Below are 19,126 nucleotides of genomic sequence, written 5' to 3'. Positions count from 1 at the left end.
CTCCTAGCTGTCGGATGCGCGCATCAGGGCCTGCACGTGACATCCGACCGAGGTTGCGAGTGCGCGCAGGTCATAGCCGCCTTCGAGCAGCGAGACCACCCGTCCTGCACAATGCCTATCGGCGAGCTCCACCAGGCGCAAGGTGATCCAGATGAAATCCTCTTCCGTGAGCTGAAGGCTTCCCAAGGGATCATCGCGATGGGCATCGAAGCCGGCAGAGATGACGATCAGGTCCGGCTCGAAGGCATCGAGCGCCGGCAGGATGATGGACATCATGGCCTCGCGGAACTGCGCCGAGCCATCGCCCGCACGCAGAGGCGCGTTGACGATATTGCCCACCCCGGTCTCGGAGATCTCGCCGGTGCCGGGGAACAGCGGCATCTGATGAGTCGATGCATAGAAGAGATCGCGGTCGGACCAGAAGATGTCCTGGGTGCCATTGCCGTGGTGAACGTCGAAATCGATGACCGCGACGCGCTCGGCATTATGGGCTTCGCGCGCGTGGAGCGCTGCTATTGCGGCATTGTTGAAGAAGCAGAAGCCCATGGCCTTATCCTGCTCGGCATGATGGCCGGGCGGGCGCATGGCGCAGAACACGTTGGCCGCTTCACCATGAAAGACCGCATCCACCGCGCGGGTGGCCGCACCCACCCCGCGCAGGGCAGCTTCCAGTGTCTTGGGCGACATCCAGGTGTCGGCATCGATCGCCCAGAGATCCTCGGCCGGCACAGCCTGCTCAATCTGCGCCACATAGGCTTCGTCATGGGCGAGCAGAACCGAGCGGCGCAGGCCGCGTGGCGCTTCGAGCCGTTCCAGGTCCTCGAAATGGGGGGCGGCGAGGATCTGGTTGATTGCCCTGAGCCGGTCAGGACGCTCCGGGTGACCGCGGGGAACGAGATGTTCCAGGCAGACCGGATGAGTGATGAGCAGCGTCGTCACCAGGCTGTCGCCTTCAGAACAGAGGCGCCACCGTCAATGACGCGCCGCTTGAGGCCGCCCGTCTCGGTCATCAAGTGCTCGGCGAAGAAGCGGGCCAGCGGCACATGGCCATTGGCGCGGTCAGCAAGGGCACCCTTTACGAGCCAGGCGCCGCCTGCGGCCAGGCCAAACAGGCGCAGATAGGGTGTGGCGGAAGCCAATGCCTCGTCGGGCTCGCGCTTTTGGGCCTCCAGGATCCAGGTGGTTGCCTGCTCAAGATCGTCGACCGCCTCGTCCAGCCGCTCGGCAATGGTGCCAAAGTCCGGATCATTCACGCGGCGCGCTTCGGCCGCGATTTCCCGGAACTGCCGGATCAGATCGGCGACCACGGCCCCTTCAGCCATCGGCAACTTGCGGCCGACCAGATCTATGGCCTGGACACCGTTCGTTCCCTCGTAAATGGGAGCGATCCTGGCATCGCGGTAATATTGTGCAGCCCCGGTTTCCTCGATAAAGCCCATGCCGCCGTGGACCTGCACGCCCGTCGAGGCAACATCGACGCCCATATCGGTCGAAAAGGCCTTGGCGACGGGCGTCAATAACTGACCGATTGCATCATACCGTGCCCGGTCTTCAGGAGATTCGGTGTAGCGGGCCATGTCGAAAGCATTGGCCGTTGCGAAGCAGATGGCGCGGGAGGCCTGCACCTTGGCGCGCATATCGAGCAGCATCCGTTTCACGTCGGGATGCTCGATGATCGGCACCATTTCCTTTTGGCCGGGCCTGCGGCCTTGGCGGCGCTCCTGTGCATAGGCGAGGGCCTGCTGATAGGCGCGCTCGCCGATCGCCACGCCCTGCATGCCGACATGGAGCCGTGCTGAGTTCATCATGGTGAACATGCAGTTCAGACCGCGATTCTCCTCGCCGATGAGCCAGCCGATGGCCCCTTCGCTCTCGCCATAAGCCAGCACACAGGTGGGGCTACCATGAATGCCGAGCTTGTGTTCCAGCCCCACGCATTTCACGTCATTGCGCCGGCCCAGGCTGCCATCCTCATTGACGAGAAACTTGGGCACCAGAAAGAGGGAGATGCCCCTGGTGCCTTCCGGCGCGTCAGGCAGGCGGGCCAGAACGAGATGGATGATGTTCTCCGCGAGGTCATGCTCGCCATAGGTGATGAAGATCTTGGTGCCATAGAGGCGATAGGTGCCGTCGCCCTGGGGTTCTGCCCTGGTCTTGAGCGCCGCAAGGTCGGTGCCGGCCTGGGGCTCGGTCAGGTTCATGGTGCCCGTCCACTCGCCGGTGGCAAGCTTGGGGAGATAGATTTGCTTCAGCGCCTCACTGCCGTGCTTTTCCAAAGCCTCGGTCGCGCCCTGGGTGAGCAGCGGACAGAGCCCGAAGGCGAGGGCCGCGGTATTCCATAGCTCTTGGGTGGCAAGGGACAGGGACAGCGGCAGGTTCTGGCCGCCCCATTGCTTGGGCGAGGGCAGGGAGCCCCAGCCAGCCTCCATCCATTGGCTATAGGCTTGCTTCCAGCCGGGTGGTGTCTCAACCACGCCGTCGCCGAGGAGCTTGGCCGCATTCTGATCACCCACCACATTGAGCGGTGCCACAATTTCGGCGGCAAATCGTCCGGCCTCATCGAGGATCTGGTCCATGAGGTCGGCCGACAGGTCCTCAATCCGCCCTTGGTCAACGAGTGTGCGAAAACCGGTCATGGAACCGAGGACGTGCTTGAGATCGTCGACCTGGGGATTGTAAGGCATGATGGCTCGAATTCCTGTGGGTTGACCGCGGCGAAGCTTGGCGCGATACGCAATCGCTCGCGAATTGGTATCGAATTTAAGGTGCCGATCCCTATCGTCAATCATTCAGGCGGTCAGTTTGGCGCAAAGATGCGCTTGGGCACGCACAAAGGAGATGAGAGATGCCCGCAACAGAACGCGATCTCGCGCGCGCCGCCGCGATCCTGCGGCAGGGCGGCCTCGTCGCGTTCCCGACGGAAACCGTCTATGGGCTTGGCGGGGATGCAACATCGGACCGGGCAGTCGCCCAGATCTTCGCAGCCAAAGGACGGCCAAGCTTCAACCCATTGATCGTGCATGTTTTGGATCTTTCCGAAGCGGAACGGCTCGGCCAGTTCGGCGAGACGGCAAAGCGGCTCGCGGCCGCGTTCTGGCCCGGTCCACTGACGCTGGTGGTGCCGCGCCCGGCGAACTCTCCGATATCGATGCTTGCCTCGGCCGGTCTGCCTTCGCTTGCGATCCGGGTGCCGGCGCATCCCTTAGCTCAGGCGTTGCTGAGGGAAGTGCAGCTTCCACTTGCGGCGCCGAGCGCCAACCCATCCGGCCGTATCAGTCCAACCGCGCCGGAGCATGTGGAGCAAGGGCTGGGCGACAACGTCGACATGATCCTGGACGGCGGGTCCTGTGCGATCGGGCTCGAATCAACCATTGTCTGTTGCCTTGAATCCGAACCGATGTTGTTGAGGCCGGGTGGGGTGCCTCGCTCAGCCATTGAAGACGTGCTCGGGGAGAGGCTGGCAGCGGCGCATTCGGGCAGCGAGAAATCGGAGCCATCGCGGCCTCTGGCGCCCGGGCAGCTTGCCAGCCATTATGCGCCACGCGCGCAGATCAGGCTCAATGCAGAAGCGCCGCAGCCCGGCGAGGCGTGGCTCGGCTTCGGGGCTGATCCGGAGGGCATCGGCGCGATCTCGCGCAACCTGTCGCCATCCGGCGATCTCATGGAAGCAGCGGCCAATCTGTTCCGCTTTCTCCATGACCTTGACGGATCCGGTGTCGCGGCCATTGCTGTGGCGCCAGTGCCGAATGCCGGATTGGGGGAAGCCATTAACGACCGCCTGATGAGGGCCGCAGCGCCGCGGCCGTAATTGCGAGCCTTTTCACTTGCCCAAGTGGTGATCATGTCCGAGCAAAGCCCCTCGTCCGACACTCTCAATCGCTTCGCTGCCATCGTGGGCGTGTCCCATGCGCTCAGAGAGGATGCGGATAAGGCGCCCTATCTCATCGAGCCGCGCGATCTCTACGCGGGGCGGACGCCAATGGTGCTGCTGCCCAGCTCGACCGAGGAGGTCGCGAAAATCCTGGCGCTGGCCAATGAGACACGAACCGCGATCGTGCCGCAAAGCGGGAATACCGGACTGGTCGGGGGACAGACGCCGCACAAACAAGGGTCCGAGATCGTGCTGTCGCTGAAGCGCATGAACCGCATCCGCGACATCGACCCTGTGGATAATTCCATGGTGGCGGAGGCCGGTGCGATCCTTGCCGATATCCACGAGGCGGCATCTGCCGCCGATCGGATGTTCCCCTTGAGCCTCGCGGCGGAAGGCAGCTGCCGGATCGGCGGCAATATCTCCACCAATGCAGGCGGTATCAATGTGCTCGCCTATGGCAATACGCGCCAACTCATCCTCGGCCTCGAGGTTGTGCTTGCGGATGGGCGTATCTGGAACGGGCTCAGGCGGCTGAAGAAGGACAATACGGGCTATGATCTCAAGCAGCTGTTCATCGGCGCTGAGGGAACGCTCGGCATTGTCACCGCAGCCGTGCTGAAGCTGTTTCCAAAACCCACGGATTACGCAACGGCGTTCATCACGGTCGCTGATCCGGAAGACGCGGTCAAACTGCTCAATCTGGTGCAGCGGCTCTCGGGGGGGCGGCTCACTGCTTTCGAGCTCCTGCCGCGCGTCGGCATCGAGTTCACGGTCAGGCACGGGGGCGCAACCGATCCGTTCAGCGCGCCATCGCCCTGGTATGTGCTGGCCGAGCTCAGTGGAGGCGAGCCCGCGGGAACGCTCGATGCGGTGCTGACCCAAAGCCTCGAGAGAGGGTTGGAGCAGGGGCTCCTGCAGGATGCGGTGCTGGCTGCATCAGAAGCCCAGCGCAGGGCATTCTGGGCGATACGCGAGCAGCTCTCGGAGGTGCAGAAGCATGAGGGCGGCTCGATCAAGCATGATGTCTCAGTGCCGGTTTCGCGGATTCCCGATTTTCTCAAGGAAGCCTCGGCCGCGGTGACGACACTCATTCCCGGTTCGCGACCGGTGCCGTTTGGCCATCTGGGCGATGGCAATATCCATTTCAACATCTCGCAGCCGGTTGGGGCTGACAAGGCTGCGTTTCTCGCCCGGTGGGACGAGGTGAATGATCTCGTGCATGAGATCGTCCTGCGCTATGGCGGATCCATCAGCGCCGAACACGGCATCGGCCGCATGAAGCGCGCCAAAATGGCCGAGATCAAAAGCCCGGTCGAACTCGCCCTCATGCATGACCTGAAGCGCTTGCTCGATCCAAACGGCATTCTCAATCCGGGCAAGCTGCTGCCGTGAACGGATGATCGATCCCTCCCACCGAACGGCCAGAGCCCATTCCGGGACGGCCGTCTCGATATGAAAGGGCTCAGTCCGGACGGGGTCGCATACAATCCTTAATCGGGACAGAACGGGCTCCCTTTGGGGCTCGTTGGGGTGACGAGTCTGGATCGGGCTCAGCTGCAAAAGAGGGTAACCAGCCGTTTCATTGTGATCGGTACGGGAACGTACGTCACATGAGGGCTGGCATAGGCCTTGCTAGCTTCTGTCTCCATGAGCGGGGGAAATTAACCTTCAGTTTGATTAAAAAGCAATCTTTCCCGCGCTCGTGCTAATGTTTGCTCATGCGGAATTCGAAGGAGTGGCCATGGAAAAGCCGCCATCAGATATGAGCCACAGCTTCGAGGAAGATACGAGGCATCGCGCTCTGCGTTACATTCTGGATGCCTGGGAAGAGGCCGTGAATGACGGCGTCGACCCGGACAATCTGGCAACCGCAGCGCTGTTTGCGGCTCTGAGCGATCTTGTGGCTGTGTATGGAGAAGAGAATGTCGCGGCCATGGCGGAGGGCTTGAGTGACCGCATCCGCTATGGCGAGTTCACGATGAACCGAACCACACAATGATTGCCGCCGCGGGGGCGGGGAGCCGTTAAAGACTGCGGATGACCACGAAGGTCCCGAAGGCTGCGATCAGGCCACCTGACACCATATTCACGGTTCTCAGCGCCCGCGAGGATAACCGCTCGCGGAAATGGCTGACGATCGCCGACAGGACCACCCACCATAAGAGACTGCCCAGCATCACGGCGGCAACGAGCGCGGCTGCATGAAGGTAGCCCTGATCTTCCGAAGCAAGGCCGCTTGCCGAGCTGAAGATGAAGATGAACCCCATCAGCGTGGCGGGATTGGTGATCGTCAATAGGAAGGTCGTGCCGAAGGTCGCGATATGGTCGCCGAAGTCGACGCGCGCTGGCATGGCGGCCTCGAGCGAGCCGGTGGGCAATTGAGGGGGCGCGAGTAAAGTACGGATCCCGAGCACCAGCAGCACGATGCCGCCAAATCCCGAAACCACCCGCTCATATTGCGTGATGAAATCGGAGACGGCGGTGAGGCCAAATGCGGCGATCAGGGCGAAGCAGCCATCCCCGAGCACGGCACCGCTGCCGGTGGTGACGCCGGTGCGGAAGCCGCGGCGCAATGCGGCGTTGATGACCATGATATTGATGGGGCCGATCGGCGCGGCAACGGCAATGCCAATACCAATGCCGCTCAGAACGAGTGCCCAATCCATTCACCGCCTGCTCGAAGCCGTTGAAGCAGGAACGCATAAGCCCCCTCGCTGATGCGTTCCCGGTCCAGAACCGAGATTATTCGCAATAGCGACGCGCGGCTAAACCGCGACGACCACGCGTCCGCGTATCTTGCCCGCCAGGATTTCCTGGCCAAGCTTTGGAAGATCGCTCAGCTTGGCCTCGCTGGTTGCTGCGTCCAGCTTGGCGATGTCGAGGTCCTGGGCCAAGCGTTCCCAGGCCTTACGCCGGCGCGGCTGGGGACACTGGACGCTATCCACACCGGCAAGCGTGACACCGCGCAGAATGAAGGGGGCAACACTGGCCGGCAGATCCATGCCTTGGGCGAGACCGCAGGCAGCGACGGCACCGCCATATTGCATCTGAGACAGGACATTCGCGAGCACCTTCGAGCCGACCACATCGACGGCACCAGCCCAGCGTGCCTTGCCGAGGGGCTTCGGCGCGCCATTAAGCTCATCGCGGGGAACGATGGCGGAGGCGCCAAGCTCCTTGAGGTATGCTTCTTCCTCCGGGCGTCCCGTTGCCGCTGCCACGGTGTAGCCGAGCTTCGACAGGAGAGCGATGGCGATCGATCCAACCCCGCCCGAGGCGCCCGTTACCAGGATCTCTCCGCGATCGGGCGTGATGCCGCAATCTTCAAGAGCCATCACACAGAGCATCGCCGTATAGCCCGCGGTGCCGATGGCCATGGCCTGCGCCGTCGTGAAGGCGCTCGGAAGGGGCACCAGCCACTTGCCCGGCACACGGGCCCGCTTGGCGTAGCCGCCATGATGGCTTTCACCGACGCCCCAGCCATTCAGCACCACTTTGTCGCCCGGCTTGTAGTCGGCATTGGTGGAGGCGGTGACGGTGCCTGCAAAGTCGATGCCCGGAATGAGCGGAAAGCTCCTGATGATCGGGGCTTTGCCGGTGAGCGCCAGACCGTCCTTATAGTTGATGGTCGAGTGGTCGACCGCGATGGTGACGTCGCCATCCATCAGTTGCGCCTCGGTCCATTCGCGAATCTCAACGGAGTACTGGTCATCCTTCTTGTCGGCGACCAGGGCGGTGAAAGCTTCGCTCATCGGCACGTAACCTCCTGTTTGACAGTTATTCTCGGATCGTGGGGCAGGACGGACGATTGCGAACCTAGAGCACTCCGCGACCGATGTCTCCCTGCAAGAAGGCATAAATGCACCCTTCGTTAAGGTAAAGATAGGTCTCGCTCTCCTCAGCATGCCGAGCAGAAGTCGAATAATGATATACATTTGTATCAATTGAGCTGAGGTCGAGGCTGGCGCGCCGTATCGGGATTTTGGCGCAGGCCTCAGGAGGGACGGGGATGAGTGAGTTAGGCACTGCCGGCGGCCAAGGGCGAGCCGGCCATCGTGTCCTTGGCGCGTTCATTGGGATGGCCGTTTCGCTTTGTGCCGCGCAACCGGCTGGCGCCGATGCGGTCGAGCCCTATCGACCGCCGACCCAGGCCGCACCCAAAAGCGACCGCCCGGTCACGCAGGCCCCGGCGGCGCCGCGCACCGATCTTGCGCTGCCGCAGGTTCATTATGGGGAAGAAGGTTTGCCGCAGCCGGTTGCGGAGACTCGCCGGGCCATGATCGAGGCGGCCACGTCAGGCTCGCTCGAACAGCTGGCGGCGGTGTTCTCGGCGCGCAATGAGGTGCTGCCGGAACTGCAGAACGTTCCGGTGCGCGACCCGGTCGCCTATTGGCGCAGCATCTCGATCGACGGAACGGGCCGGGAGATCCTGGCGGAGGTGCTGAAGGTGCTGCGCTCGGGCTATGTGCATGTGAATGTGGGGCAGCCGGATGAGACCTTCATCTGGCCCTATCACGCGGTCTATCCCACCGATCGGCTCAATCCGCAGCAACAGGTTGAGCTCTATACGCTGATGCGGCCGCAGGAGGTGCGCGAGCTCGATCCGGCCGAGGGGTATACGGGCTATCGGATCGGCATCGCGCCCAATGGGTCGGTGCGCTATTTCAAGCTCGCAGACTGACCGTGCATTCCTCAGGAGGGCTGCAAGGCCTCCTGAAAGCGCACGGGCCGGCCCAGGCCGCCCGCTGCCAGCAACTCGCCTTCCCACATCACGCGCTGGCCGCGGATGATGGTGCCAACCGGCCAGCCGGTCACGGTGCGGCCAACAAAGGGGGTCCAGCCACAGCGGCTTTGGATCCAATCATCCGTGATGGTGCGGCGCCGCTTCAGGTCCACCACGGTGATATCGGCGTCATAGCCGAGGGCGAGGCGCCCCTTGTTGGCGATGCCGTAAACGCGTTGGGGACCATGGGCGGTGAGGTCGACAAACCGTTCGAGGGTCAGCCTGCCGGCATTCACATGGTCGAGCATTACGGGGACGAGGGTTTGCACCCCAGGCATGCCCGAGGGCGAGGATGGATAAGACTTGGCCTTCTCTTCCAGCGTATGGGGCGCGTGATCCGAGCCCAGGGTGTCCGCGGCGCCCTGGCTCAAGCCAAGCCACAAGCCTTCCATCTGGGTGCGATCACGCAGAGGCGGGTTCATCTGCGCCTTGGTGCCGAGGACCTCATAGGCATCAGGCAAGGTGAGCGTCAGATGCTGCGGGGTGACCTCGATGGTTGCGACATCGCGATGCTGACTTAAGAACAGCATCTCCGGGGCGGTCGTCACGTGCAGCACATGGATACGCTTGCCGGTCATGCGGGCCAAGCGCACCAGGCGCTCGGTGCCGAGGACAGCCGCCTCCACATCGCGCCAGTCGCTATGGCTCGAGGGATCGCCAGGGCGCTGGAGGCTCTTGCGGGCGTTGAGCCGATATTCGTCTTCGGAATGAAAGGAGACACGGCGCGCGGTTGTGCGCAGCACAGCCTCCACCCCGGCATCGTCCTCGATCAGGAGATCGCCGGTCGATGCGCCCATGAACACTTTGACGCCGCAGCAGCCGGGCAGCCGCTCCAATCTTCCAAGCTCATCCGTGTTCTCGCGGGTCGCGCCGACATAGAAGGCGAAATCGCAATAGGCGCTCGCCGTTGCGCGGGCAACCTTGTCGGCCAGGGCCTCTTCGGTCGTAGTCTCGGGCTTGGTGTTCGGCATCTCGAAAAAGGCGGTGACCCCGCCCATCACCGCAGACAGACTGCCCGAGGCCAGATTTTCCTTATGCTCGGCGCCGGGCTCACGCAGATGCACATGGGGATCGATGACGCCGGGCAGGACGTGAAGGCCGGTGCAGTCGATCACCTCGCCGGCCGCGGCAGGGTCGAGCGTGCCCAGAGCCGCTATCCGTCCCTCGGCGAGCCCAACATCGCGCTGATGGACACCGTCGTGATTGACGATCGTGCCCCCCTTGAGAATGGTATCAAACCGTGCGGACATATCGTTGCGCGCTCCTTGCAGCCCAGGCACGGCTTACGTAAATGTGTTACCTGAGGCAAGCCAGTTGCGCATGGCCCATCATCCGGACACCCTCAAGCCACTTCATGACCCAGCCCAAACTGACCGAACTCACCGATCGTACCATCATCCGCGTCAGCGGGGCCGATGCACGCAAGCTTCTGCAAAAGCTGCTGACGGTCGATATCGACGATGTCTCGCGGGAACGGGCCGGCTATGGCGCGCTGCTGACGCCGCAGGGCAAGATCCTGTTCGACTTCTTCGTGGTTGAGGACGAGGAGGGTTATCTCTTCGACTGCGCGGGGCTGCAGAAGGAGGATCTCGTCAAGCGACTGATGTTCTACCGCCTGCGTGCTGATCTGAAGATCGAGGATGTGGGCGCGGATTATCGGGTTTGGGCGGCATGGGACGGGGATGTCGCCGGAGTTGGACAAGAGGCCGGCGCCTCTGTGGCGCGGGATGGTGGTGTCTGGTTCAGAGATCCACGGGTGGCGGAAGCGGGCTTTCGCGCGATTCTGCCAAGGGATGCGACACCTGACGGCGCCGCTGCATCGGCGCAGGATTACCACGCCTTCCGGATTGGGCTCGGACTGGCTGACACCATGGCCGATCTCGGTTCTGCGGAGCTCTTTCCGCATGAAGCCAATTTCGACCAGTTTCACGGGGTTGATTTCGCCAAGGGCTGCTATGTCGGCCAGGAGGTCGTGTCGCGGATGGAGCATCGGGGCACGGGCGCGCGTAAGCGAATCGTACCGGTGCGGATAAGGGGCGGTGTGCTGGAGAACGGCGCGCAGATCGCGGCCGGCGGCAAGGGCATCGGCGAAGTTCTCTCGTCGGCCGGCGAAGTGGCCCTGGCGCTTGTCCGGCTGGACCGGGCAGAGGACGCGGCCACCAATGGCAATGCCCTATTGGTTGAGGACAAGCCCGTGGAACTCGTGCAGCCGCGCTGGGCGAAATTCACAGTTCCCCAAACGAGCGTTGCCACATGAGCTGGACTGGCGCTGTCGTTTCCGAAACTGATGGTCTTGCCCGCTGCGGCTGGCCGGGCACCGATCCGCTTTATGTAAGCTATCACGACACGGAATGGGGCGTGCCCGAATGGGATGACCGGGCGCTGTTCGAAAAGCTCATCCTCGACGGGTTTCAGGCGGGCCTGTCGTGGATCACCATTCTGCGCCGCCGCGAGACGTTCCGCGCTGCCTTCGATCAGTTCGATCCCGAGCGGATCGCCCGCTATGACGATGCGAAGCGCGCAGCGCTGATGGCAGATCCCGGCATCATTCGCAACAAGGCGAAGATCGATGCCACGATCGGCAATGCGAAAGCCTATCTCGCGATCCAGGAGGGCGAGGGCTTCTCGAATTATCTCTGGGGGTTTATCGACGGGGTGCCCGTTCAGAACCGCTTTCGCGAGCGTGGCGATATCCCGGCGGAAACGCCGCTAAGCCGCGCGATCTCCAAGGATCTCATGAAGCGCGGCTTCCGGTTTGTCGGACCCACGATCGTCTATGCGTTCATGCAAGCGGTGGGGATGGTCAATGACCATGTGGTGGACTGCCACCGGCATGAGGCTTGCGCCGCTCTCGCGCACAGGCCTGCAGCCTAAGATGCCGCCTCGCAAGGATGCCGAGCCGCGCGCCTGGCAGCGCATGCTTTCAGGCCGACGGCTTGATCTGCTCAATCCCTCACCTTTGGATGTGGAGATCACCGATATCGCCCATGGGCTCGCCCGCGTCGCGCGATGGAACGGCCAGACCCGCGGTCCGCATGCCTTCTCGGTCGCGCAGCATTGCGTCATCGTGGAGCGGCTCGTCTGCGAGCTCGAGCCTTCATTGGATCAGCAATGGCGCCTTGCAGCGCTTCTGCATGACGCGCCAGAATATGTGATCGGTGATATGATCAGCCCGTTCAAGGCGGCGCTCGGCCTTGACTATAAAGCTTTCGAGGCGCGGCTCATGGCAGCCATTCATCTGCGGTTCGCCTTGCCCGCAGTCCTGCCTGAAAGCGTCAAGAAGCTGATCAAGCGGGCGGATACAATCTCGGCTTACGCGGAGGCAACCGAGCTTGCCGGTTTTGATCTTGCGGAAGCCGCTCGCTATTTCGGGCGTCCGCAGGGCAAGGGCGGACTTGCCTTGCGCAAGGTTCTGCCGCTCGAGGCCGTGGCGCCGGATGATGCCGCCGCGCTATATCTCGAGCGTTTCGAAATGCTGCATCGTTGAGGGTTGAGGACCCATGCCGAAGATCATCGTCTCGCCCCTGAGTGCCGTGCCGATGGCTGCTGCACTCTACAAGCCGAGCCATGTGGTCACGCTGCTTGGCCCGACCGCGGATCCGGTCATTGTCGAGGGTATCGGCAGCGATGATCATCTGCGCCTCCAGTTCAATGATATCACGGCCGCGATGACCGGACTCATCTGCCCGAGCGCCGAGCATGTGGAGGGGCTGATGACGTTCATCCAGCGCTGGCCGCGCAAGAGCCCGATTCTCATTCATTGCTGGGCGGGGATCAGCCGCTCGACGGCTGCAGCTTATGCGGCCCTGTGCGCGCATCGGCCGGAGGAGGATGAGCTGGTTTTGGCCATGCGCCTGCGACAGGCCTCGCCAACGGCCACGCCGAACCGGCTCATCGTTGCGTATGCCGATGATATTCTTGGCCGTCGTGGGCGTATGGTTGATGCGCTGGACCAGATTGGACGCGGGAGAGAGGCTGTGCAAGGTGAAGTATTTATGCTTGATGTTAATACAGCAGAAATAAAGACAGCATAAATCGCGGACGAAGTTACGCCGCGCAGGCAGTTTGTTGTAAGAGGTTCAGCTGTTTCAGGGTAGATTTTCTATCGTGCAAAGTAGATAAATTTGCAAAGGAATGCACGATGGGACTTCTCGACTTCATCAAAGATGCCGGCTCCAAAATGATTGGCGCTGCTGAAGCGAATGCCGCCAATGCGGCCAACAGCGCTGCCAATGCTGCGACAGGCATGGCCAATACAGCAACGAGTGCTGCATCGGGCATGGCCAATACCGCAGCGAATGCGGCGACCGGCATGGCGAACACAGCCGCCGGCATGGCCAATACAGCGGCCAACGCTCTGGGCAACTCGGCGGATGCGATCAAGCAAACCATTGCGCAGCATGGGCTCGATACGAGCGGCGTGAACGTGCATGTGAATGGCGAGCATGTCACCCTTTCCGGCACGGCTCCGACCACCGAGGCTGCGGAGAAGATGGCGCTGGCGGTTGGAAACACCATGGGTGTTGCGAAGGTTGACAATCAGATCACGCCGGCCAATGCCGGTCCGTCATCCACGTTCTACACGGTCAAGCCGGGCGACAGCCTGTGGAAGATCGCGGAGATGCATTACGGCAATGGCGCGCGGTATGAGGAAATCCTCAGGGCCAATATGCCGCCAGTGACCAATCCCGATCATATCCAGCCAGGCTGGGTGCTGCGCCTGCCACCGGTCTGAGACGGCTATGCCATGGGGCGGCCGCCGTTTCAGCGCGAGGCAAGCGGCCGTCCCCACGGGCTAAAGCGTACCGGTCGCAGCGGGTTGAGGTCGATAAAAGGTTGCCTGTCGCAGACGAGATCAGCGATAAGGCGCCCCGTCACACCGGCCAAAGTCAATCCGATGTGGCCATGGCCGAAGGCATAGATCACGCGGGGTTCGCTGGGCGAGCGGCCGATGACCGGCAGGCTGTCCGGCATGGAAGGCCGAAAGCCCATCCACTCATCCGTTCCGTGTCCTGCCTGGGGAACAAAACGAGCGACGCTCGTCCTGATCGCATCGGTACGGGCCTTGCGCATCGGCAGCTTGAGGCCGCCAAGCTCCACCGTGCCCGCCGCCCGCAGCCCATCCGCCATAGGCACCATGTAGAAGCCTTGTTCGGCAAAGCAGACGGGCCGGTTCAGCAGGTGACCAGCGTCGGGGTAGAGAACGTGGTAGCCTCGCTCGGTATCGAGCAGGATGTCATCGCCTACCTTGCGGGCGAGATCTTTCGACCAAGCACCGCCCGCGACCACTGCCCGATCATATTCATGAGCGGCATGACCGAGTTCAGCGCGCAGGCCCGTGGCCGTGGGGTTGAGCGCGAGCACCTCGCCTGAGAGAAATTCACCACCCCTCGCTTGGAAATGCGCCGCAAAGGCCATGGCGACCGCCTTGGGGCTGTTGAAATGGTGCCCGTCGCGAAAGAGGATGCCGCGGTGATAGATCGGGGCCAAGTTCGGCTCGAGATCATGAATCGCGGACTTATCCAGCATATCGAAGCGAATGCCGTGTCGCGCATAGAGGGCAAAGCGCTCCTGATCTGCATTGAACTCTGCATCGGATTTATAGAGGTAAAGAGCACCCTCGCGACGGATCAGCGCCTCGGTGCCGGCATCCTTGTGGAGGGGGGCATAGGCTGCCTCGGCATTGGCCAGAAGGCCCTGCAAAATGGTTGCGATTCGCTCGACCTCTTGCGCGGTCGAGCTTGCGATGAAAGCGCGCAACCATGGGGCCAATGCTGGCATGTAGCGCCACATAATGGCGAGGGGGCCCGCGGGATCGGCCAGCATGCCCGGCACGCGCCAGGCAATGCCGGGCGTTGCCACGGGGATCACGGCATAGGACGCAACCGTGCAGGCATTCCCATAGGAGCAGGCGTGGCGATAGGACGAGCCGGGCAAGGGCGGATCGCGATCCGCGATGGTGACGCGGTGGCCTAAACGCTGGAGCCAGAGGGCCGAGCAGAGGCCGACGAGACCTGCGCCGATAACGAGGACGTTGCGGGCCTCTGCGGCTGGTACCGGGGCAGGGGACATTTGCAAGTCAGCAGGCATGGCCGTTCTGGGGGAAAGAGGATGTGATCTATTGGCTCGGGAAGTGCTCAGAGCCGGCGTGCGGCCGCGAGGCAATGATGGCTCGGATCAGATTTGCTCGAGTGCCTGATCGATATCGCGGATGAGATCATCAGGGTCCTCGATGCCGATCGAGAGACGAATGAGGTTGGGCGCAACTGCCGAGGAGGGACCTTCCACCGTCCGGCGGTGCTCACAGAGGCTTTCAACGCCGCCGAGGGAGGTTGCGGGCAAGAACACCTGCAGATGAGATGCAAAGCGCCGCGCTTCTGCTTCACCGCCTTTGACAAGGATCGACATCATGCCGCCGAAGCCGTTCCGCATCTGCTCGGCGGCCAGCCCGTGCGCGGGATGGCTTGCAAGTCCGGGATAAAGAACGCGCTCGATCTTGGGATGGCTCTCCAAAACGCTCGCGATGCGCTCTGCCGAGCGCGAAATCGCCTCGAAGCGGACGAAGACGGTGCGCAGGCCGCGCATCAACAGCCAGGCCTCGAAGGGCGCCATAACCGACCCGAGGAGAGTGCGGGTCTGGGCAACATCCTCCCAGATGGCATTGGGCTCGCGGCCCGCGATCACGCCGCCGGTCAAGTCGCTGTGCCCATTGAGATATTTGGTTGCGGAATGGAAGACGATATCGGCGCCCAGATCGAGAGGCTTCGTGGTCACCGGCGGCGCACAGGTGGAATCGACCGCGAGCAGCGCGCCGGCCTCGTGCGCGATTTCAGCGGCGCGGGCAATGTCGAGCACGTCCCAGGTCGGGTTGACGATGGTCTCGGCCCAAACCAGCCTCGTCTTGCCCTTGCGGACGGCCTTCGCCAGGCTCTCCAGGTCGTCGGTCTCGAAGACGTCGAGCCCGATGTTGCGGCGCTCGGCGATGCGCTTCATCCAGGCCTGCGCACCATGATACATGATCCGCGGCATCACCATGTGATCGCCGCTGCGCAGGCTTTCGCAGATGGCGACGATGCCGGCAAGCCCCGAGGCATAGAGCTGGGCGGCCGTTGCGCCTTCAAGCTCGGCCAGGCTTGCCTCGGCCTGAGCAACGGTCGGCGATCCATAGCGGGAATAGAGATAGTTGCCGATCAGCTCGTGGTTCTCGTCACGGGCGAAGGTCGTAGCAAATTGCAGAGGCGGAATGATCGCGCCATGTTCGGGGTCGATGAAATGGCCAATCTGAGCGATGCGCGAGCGCGGGCTCGGTTTGAAGTTAGACATGCTGGCCGCCATTGATGTGAAGCTCCGCGCCATTCACGTAGCTCGAAGCATCGGTGCACAGGAAATAGATGGCCTTGGCCACCTCCTCGGGCTTGCCGAGGCGGTGCATGGGGATATCCTCGATGAGCTTTTCCGTGCCAGGCGATAGGATGGATGTGTCGATCTCGCCTGGCGATATGGCATTCACGCGGATGCCAAGCGGGCCGAAATCATGCGCCATCTCACGGGTCAGGGCGAAGAGGGCCGCCTTGGAGGTCGCATAGGCGGCACCGGCGAAGGGATGAACCCGGCTGCCGGCGATCGAGGTGACATTCACAATCGCACCCTTGGCTGCCTTGAGCTCATCGAGCAGGCCACGGCCCAGCATGATGGGCGCGAACAGATTGACCTGAAAGACCGTCTTCCAATCCTCAATATCCATATCGATCGCCGCAAGCCGGCTGCCTCCCGGTCCCTTGGGCGAGATGGCGGCATTGTTGACCAGCGCGTGCAGGCGGCTGCCATTGGCCTTCAGGCGTTCGCGCATCTCGGCGATGGCGCGATCGACATCCTCGGGATGGGCAAGGTCGACCTGGATGTGATCCTCCGGGCCCGCATCCCAAGGGCAGTTCTCGGGAAAGCCGTGCCGGGAGCAGGTGATCACGCGCCAGCCGGCGCTGGAAAACCGCTTGACGGTCGCGTGGCCAATGCCACGGCTTGCGCCGGTCAAGATGAGCGTTTTGCGCTCGGTATCCTCATTCGCAATCATGCTGCTTGGTTCCTCAAGGATAGAGGCGCGATTTCGTCCAGGGCGAGCCTTCTCGTTCTCGGTCAAAGCGGATGCGCTCGTGCAATCGGAACGGCCGATCCTGCCAGAATTCCATGGATATGGGGATGATGCGAAAGCCTGACCAGTAAGACGGGCGCGGCACATCACCGATCGCATATTTCGCCGCGAATTTTGCCACCGCTTTCTCCAGGGCGAAGCGGCTTTCCAACGGACGCGATTGCTGTGAGGCCCAAGCGCCTATCCGACTGTCGCGCGGGCGGGAGGCAAAATAGGCATCCGCTTCAGCATCGCTCACCGGCTCAACGAGGCCGCGAATGCGAATCTGCCGCCTGAGCGATTTCCAGTGGAAACAGAGGGCCGCCTTGGGGTTGGCCGCAAGCTCGTTTCCCTTCTGGCTCTCGAGGTTGGTGTAGAAGACGAAGCCGCGGGGATCCACGCCCTTCAGCAGAACCATGCGCACATTCGGTGTGCCGTCGGCATCCACGGTGGCGAGGCTCATGGCGTTCGGATCGTTCGGTTCGCTTGCCGCAGCCTCGGCCATCCAGGCCTCGAACATGGTGATGGGTTCATCGGGCGCGGCCGAGATGTGCTCGCCTGCTTGGGCCGTGCTCGCTTCAGTCTCCATGGGGGCGCCCTTTCCTGAACCATCGGTTTTCGACATGGGTTCTACCTCAGTCCGCGGCCATAGTCTTGGCGCATTTGATTGGAAGAGAAGGCGAAGCGGGGGGCGCGTCCATGCGTGCTGCTAGAAGCTTGCTGCGTGCCCAATCTGATTTGCGTTTGTGTCTCAGGGGAAGCCCATGATCAAGATGACTGTTGCATCACTCACGCTCGCAGGTGCCGTCGCACTTGCGGGATGTGCTGGCCCCAATCCCTACCAGCCCCAGGCCTGGGGAGGCAATCAGGCGGCCGGAACCGTTGTCGGTGGTGTCGCCGGCGGACTGATCGGCAGTGCCGTCGGGGGCGCCGGTGCAACCGTGGTGGGAGCCGCCTTGGGTGCGGTGCTCGGCAATCAGGTGGGCTATTCGCTGGACGAGCAGGCACGGGCGCGGGCCTATTACGCCGCCGAGGCGGCGTTCTCGTCGGGGCGGCGGCAAAGGTGGGATGATCCGCGTGGCTATTACGGCGAGTTCATTCCCGAGGAGACCTATTATCGCGGCCCGGAAATGTGCCGGGACTTCTCACATCGGATGTTCGTCAATGGCCGGCGCGAAGTGGTTCACGGCACGGCTTGCCAGCTGGCGGACGGCTCCTGGCGGGTGGTCGGCTGACGAAAAGGGGCCTGCCCCCATACAGCCGTACTCGCTGCCTCCCTGCCGTCTCGCCATTTTCCTAGACCTCAAAAGCGATTTGTGTAGGATGCGCGCACCATTGGGGTGGGTAGTGGCCTCCACATCCGTTTTTGAGGACAGCATGACCGAGCCGAAGGCGCTCATGACAGGCAAACGCGGGCTGATCATGGGCGTTGCGAACAACCGTTCGATCGCCTGGGGAATAGCCCAGGCGTGCGCCCGCCATGGCGCCGAGATCGCCCTTTCCTATCAAGGCGAAGCGTTGAAGAAGCGAGTCGAGCCGCTCGCACAGCAGCTCGGATCCGACCTGGTGGTGCCTTGCGACGTGACGGATGGTGCATCTCTGGACGAGGCCTTTGCTGCGATCGAGCAGAGATGGGGCGGGCTTGATTTTCTCGTCCACTGCATCGCGTTCTCGGACAAGGATCAGCTGACGGGGCGCTATATCGATACGACCCCGGACAATTTCGCCAAGACACTGAACGTGTCATGCTATTCCTTCACGGCTGCCGCGCAGCGGGCCGAGAAGCTCATGAACAATGGCGGCTCCATGCTGACGCTGACCTATTTCGGCGCCGAGAAGTGGATGCCCCATTACAATGTCATGGGCGTTGCCAAGGCGGCACTGGAGGCGAGCGTTCGCTACATGGCCGCGGATCTCGGCAGCCGCGCGATCCGGGTGAACGCCATTTCTGCCGGCCCCATCAAGACGCTGGCCGCTTCGGGCATCGGTGACTTCCGCTACATCTTGAAATGGAACGAATATAACTCGCCGCTGCGGCGCACGGTGACCATCGACGAGGTCGGCAATTCGGCGGTGTTTCTGCTGTCCGATCTCGGATCTGCCGTGACCGGTGAGATCGTGCATGTGGACGCCGGATATCACATCGTCGGCATGAAAAATCCGGAAGCGCCAGATATTTCGGTCGTGTGATCGCCACCCAGCCTAGCACAACGCAGCGCAGCCGGGCTTTTGGCTGCTCCTGTCACTCCAAGCTGCTAGGCAAGCTCTGGTGAGGGCGCTGCAACATATAGTTGCATATCGATCGTGGCCAATGTAGTCACATCTCCATTGATGCCGACCA

The 19,126-nt window shown here is 62.5% G+C and carries 20 protein-coding genes; 11 read left to right on the top strand and 9 right to left on the bottom strand.

What is annotated here, in order from left to right:
- Positions 1-3 precede the first annotated feature (3 nt).
- Both RCF49_RS05175 and RCF49_RS05170 read right to left on the bottom strand, forming a co-directional pair.
- Positions 4-939, bottom strand: coding sequence for a histone deacetylase family protein (locus RCF49_RS05175; protein ID WP_342642974.1), 936 nt, complete (start codon positions 937-939; stop codon positions 4-6).
- Positions 936-2,684, bottom strand: a complete 1,749-nt coding sequence (locus RCF49_RS05170; protein ID WP_432807370.1) for an acyl-CoA dehydrogenase — start codon at positions 2,682-2,684, stop codon at positions 936-938. Before RCF49_RS05170 ends, RCF49_RS05175 begins: the two co-directional genes overlap by 4 nt.
- A gap of 161 nt (positions 2,685-2,845) precedes the next feature.
- Here RCF49_RS05170 and RCF49_RS05165 point away from each other — a divergent pair, with 161 nt between their 5' ends.
- The 3 genes from RCF49_RS05165 (at position 2,846) to RCF49_RS05155 (ending at position 5,873) form a co-directional block, all read left to right on the top strand.
- A complete protein-coding gene (locus tag RCF49_RS05165; RefSeq protein ID WP_342642973.1) occupies positions 2,846-3,808 on the top strand; it encodes an L-threonylcarbamoyladenylate synthase in 963 nt (320 codons plus the stop codon).
- Positions 3,809-3,841: 33 nt separating this feature from the next.
- Positions 3,842-5,266, top strand: coding sequence for an FAD-binding oxidoreductase (locus tag RCF49_RS05160; RefSeq protein ID WP_342642972.1), 1,425 nt, complete (start codon positions 3,842-3,844; stop codon positions 5,264-5,266).
- A 349-nt stretch (positions 5,267-5,615) separates the two neighbouring features.
- Positions 5,616-5,873 carry a hypothetical protein gene (locus RCF49_RS05155; RefSeq protein WP_342642971.1) on the top strand — a complete coding sequence of 86 codons (258 nt, stop codon included), beginning with the start codon at positions 5,616-5,618 and terminating at the stop codon, positions 5,871-5,873.
- 25 nt (positions 5,874-5,898) lie between these two features.
- Here the strand turns inward: RCF49_RS05155 and RCF49_RS05150 are convergent, their stop codons facing one another.
- Together RCF49_RS05150 and acuI are read right to left on the bottom strand one after the other, a co-directional pair.
- The gene (locus RCF49_RS05150; RefSeq protein WP_342642970.1) at positions 5,899-6,540 is read right to left on the bottom strand and encodes a LysE family translocator; all 642 of its coding nucleotides are present in this window, start codon (positions 6,538-6,540) and stop codon (positions 5,899-5,901) included.
- 99 nt (positions 6,541-6,639) lie between these two features.
- Positions 6,640-7,626, bottom strand: a complete 987-nt coding sequence (gene acuI, locus RCF49_RS05145; RefSeq protein ID WP_342642969.1) for an acrylyl-CoA reductase (NADPH) — start codon at positions 7,624-7,626, stop codon at positions 6,640-6,642.
- Between the two features lie 257 nt (positions 7,627-7,883).
- On the opposite strand from acuI, the gene RCF49_RS05140 reads away from it, so the two are divergent.
- The gene (locus tag RCF49_RS05140) at positions 7,884-8,555 is read left to right on the top strand and encodes a hypothetical protein (protein ID WP_342642968.1); all 672 of its coding nucleotides are present in this window, start codon (positions 7,884-7,886) and stop codon (positions 8,553-8,555) included.
- 11 nt (positions 8,556-8,566) lie between these two features.
- On the opposite strand, the gene RCF49_RS05135 is transcribed toward RCF49_RS05140, so the two are convergent.
- Positions 8,567-9,907: a dihydroorotase gene (locus tag RCF49_RS05135; protein ID WP_342642967.1), complete on the bottom strand. Its 1,341-nt coding sequence runs from the start codon at positions 9,905-9,907 to the stop codon at positions 8,567-8,569.
- A 104-nt stretch (positions 9,908-10,011) separates the two neighbouring features.
- On the opposite strand from RCF49_RS05135, the gene RCF49_RS05130 reads away from it, so the two are divergent.
- The 5 genes from RCF49_RS05130 (at position 10,012) to lysM (ending at position 13,392) form a co-directional block, all read left to right on the top strand.
- Positions 10,012-10,914, top strand: coding sequence for a YgfZ/GcvT domain-containing protein (locus RCF49_RS05130; protein ID WP_342642966.1), 903 nt, complete (start codon positions 10,012-10,014; stop codon positions 10,912-10,914).
- On the top strand, positions 10,911-11,531 hold the full coding sequence (locus RCF49_RS05125; protein ID WP_342642965.1) for a DNA-3-methyladenine glycosylase I: 621 nt from the start codon (positions 10,911-10,913) through the stop codon (positions 11,529-11,531). The genes RCF49_RS05130 and RCF49_RS05125 overlap by 4 nt, the downstream gene beginning before the upstream one ends.
- Position 11,532: 1 nt before the next feature.
- On the top strand, positions 11,533-12,144 hold the full coding sequence (locus tag RCF49_RS05120; protein ID WP_342644123.1) for an HD family hydrolase: 612 nt from the start codon (positions 11,533-11,535) through the stop codon (positions 12,142-12,144).
- A gap of 13 nt (positions 12,145-12,157) precedes the next feature.
- Entirely contained in the window at positions 12,158-12,691 is a 534-nt protein-coding gene (locus tag RCF49_RS05115) for a tyrosine phosphatase family protein (protein WP_342642964.1), read from the top strand.
- Positions 12,692-12,798: 107 nt separating this feature from the next.
- Entirely contained in the window at positions 12,799-13,392 is a 594-nt protein-coding gene (gene lysM, locus RCF49_RS05110) for a peptidoglycan-binding protein LysM (RefSeq protein ID WP_342642963.1), read from the top strand.
- A 29-nt stretch (positions 13,393-13,421) separates the two neighbouring features.
- On the opposite strand, the gene RCF49_RS05105 is transcribed toward lysM, so the two are convergent.
- The 4 genes from RCF49_RS05105 to pdxH all read right to left on the bottom strand — a co-directional run bounded on the left by RCF49_RS05105 (position 13,422) and on the right by pdxH (position 17,374).
- A complete protein-coding gene (locus tag RCF49_RS05105; RefSeq protein WP_342642962.1) occupies positions 13,422-14,729 on the bottom strand; it encodes an NAD(P)/FAD-dependent oxidoreductase in 1,308 nt (435 codons plus the stop codon).
- Between the two features lie 105 nt (positions 14,730-14,834).
- A complete protein-coding gene (locus tag RCF49_RS05100; RefSeq protein WP_342642961.1) occupies positions 14,835-15,980 on the bottom strand; it encodes a trans-sulfuration enzyme family protein in 1,146 nt (381 codons plus the stop codon).
- Positions 15,973-16,728, bottom strand: a complete 756-nt coding sequence (locus tag RCF49_RS05095; protein WP_342642960.1) for an SDR family NAD(P)-dependent oxidoreductase — start codon at positions 16,726-16,728, stop codon at positions 15,973-15,975. Before RCF49_RS05095 ends, RCF49_RS05100 begins: the two co-directional genes overlap by 8 nt.
- A gap of 13 nt (positions 16,729-16,741) precedes the next feature.
- Positions 16,742-17,374 (bottom strand): pyridoxamine 5'-phosphate oxidase, encoded by a 633-nt coding sequence (gene pdxH, locus RCF49_RS05090; RefSeq protein ID WP_342642959.1) that lies wholly within the window; start codon positions 17,372-17,374, stop codon positions 16,742-16,744.
- Positions 17,375-17,549: 175 nt separating this feature from the next.
- Here pdxH and RCF49_RS05085 point away from each other — a divergent pair, with 175 nt between their 5' ends.
- Both RCF49_RS05085 and fabI read left to right on the top strand, forming a co-directional pair.
- Positions 17,550-18,020 carry a glycine zipper domain-containing protein gene (locus tag RCF49_RS05085; protein ID WP_342642958.1) on the top strand — a complete coding sequence of 157 codons (471 nt, stop codon included), beginning with the start codon at positions 17,550-17,552 and terminating at the stop codon, positions 18,018-18,020.
- Between the two features lie 142 nt (positions 18,021-18,162).
- On the top strand, positions 18,163-18,975 hold the full coding sequence (gene fabI / locus RCF49_RS05080) for an enoyl-ACP reductase FabI (RefSeq protein WP_342642957.1): 813 nt from the start codon (positions 18,163-18,165) through the stop codon (positions 18,973-18,975).
- The last annotated feature ends 151 nt before the right edge of the window (positions 18,976-19,126 follow it).

Source organism: Rhodoligotrophos sp. CJ14 (assembly GCF_038811545.1).
Taxonomy (GTDB): Bacteria; Pseudomonadota; Alphaproteobacteria; order Rhizobiales; family Im1; genus Rhodoligotrophos; species Rhodoligotrophos ferricapiens.
This window is presented reverse-complemented; position numbering and strand designations above follow the sequence as displayed.

Coding starts and splice junctions, on each gene's coding strand:
- RCF49_RS05170 (WP_432807370.1), bottom strand. CDS start 2,684: ATGCCTTACAATCCCCAGGTCGACGATCTCAAGCACGTCCTCGGTTCC.
- RCF49_RS05165 (WP_342642973.1), top strand. CDS start 2,846: ATGCCCGCAACAGAACGCGATCTCGCGCGCGCCGCCGCGATCCTGCGG.
- RCF49_RS05160 (WP_342642972.1), top strand. CDS start 3,842: ATGTCCGAGCAAAGCCCCTCGTCCGACACTCTCAATCGCTTCGCTGCC.
- RCF49_RS05155 (WP_342642971.1), top strand. CDS start 5,616: ATGGAAAAGCCGCCATCAGATATGAGCCACAGCTTCGAGGAAGATACG.
- RCF49_RS05150 (WP_342642970.1), bottom strand. CDS start 6,540: ATGGATTGGGCACTCGTTCTGAGCGGCATTGGTATTGGCATTGCCGTT.
- acuI (WP_342642969.1), bottom strand. CDS start 7,626: ATGAGCGAAGCTTTCACCGCCCTGGTCGCCGACAAGAAGGATGACCAG.
- RCF49_RS05140 (WP_342642968.1), top strand. CDS start 7,884: ATGAGTGAGTTAGGCACTGCCGGCGGCCAAGGGCGAGCCGGCCATCGT.
- RCF49_RS05135 (WP_342642967.1), bottom strand. CDS start 9,907: ATGTCCGCACGGTTTGATACCATTCTCAAGGGGGGCACGATCGTCAAT.
- RCF49_RS05130 (WP_342642966.1), top strand. CDS start 10,012: ATGACCCAGCCCAAACTGACCGAACTCACCGATCGTACCATCATCCGC.
- RCF49_RS05125 (WP_342642965.1), top strand. CDS start 10,911: ATGAGCTGGACTGGCGCTGTCGTTTCCGAAACTGATGGTCTTGCCCGC.
- RCF49_RS05120 (WP_342644123.1), top strand. CDS start 11,533: ATGCCGCCTCGCAAGGATGCCGAGCCGCGCGCCTGGCAGCGCATGCTT.
- RCF49_RS05115 (WP_342642964.1), top strand. CDS start 12,158: ATGCCGAAGATCATCGTCTCGCCCCTGAGTGCCGTGCCGATGGCTGCT.
- lysM (WP_342642963.1), top strand. CDS start 12,799: ATGGGACTTCTCGACTTCATCAAAGATGCCGGCTCCAAAATGATTGGC.
- RCF49_RS05105 (WP_342642962.1), bottom strand. CDS start 14,729: ATGTCCCCTGCCCCGGTACCAGCCGCAGAGGCCCGCAACGTCCTCGTT.
- RCF49_RS05100 (WP_342642961.1), bottom strand. CDS start 15,980: ATGTCTAACTTCAAACCGAGCCCGCGCTCGCGCATCGCTCAGATTGGC.
- RCF49_RS05095 (WP_342642960.1), bottom strand. CDS start 16,728: ATGATTGCGAATGAGGATACCGAGCGCAAAACGCTCATCTTGACCGGC.
- pdxH (WP_342642959.1), bottom strand. CDS start 17,374: ATGGAGACTGAAGCGAGCACGGCCCAAGCAGGCGAGCACATCTCGGCC.
- RCF49_RS05085 (WP_342642958.1), top strand. CDS start 17,550: ATGATCAAGATGACTGTTGCATCACTCACGCTCGCAGGTGCCGTCGCA.
- fabI (WP_342642957.1), top strand. CDS start 18,163: ATGACCGAGCCGAAGGCGCTCATGACAGGCAAACGCGGGCTGATCATG.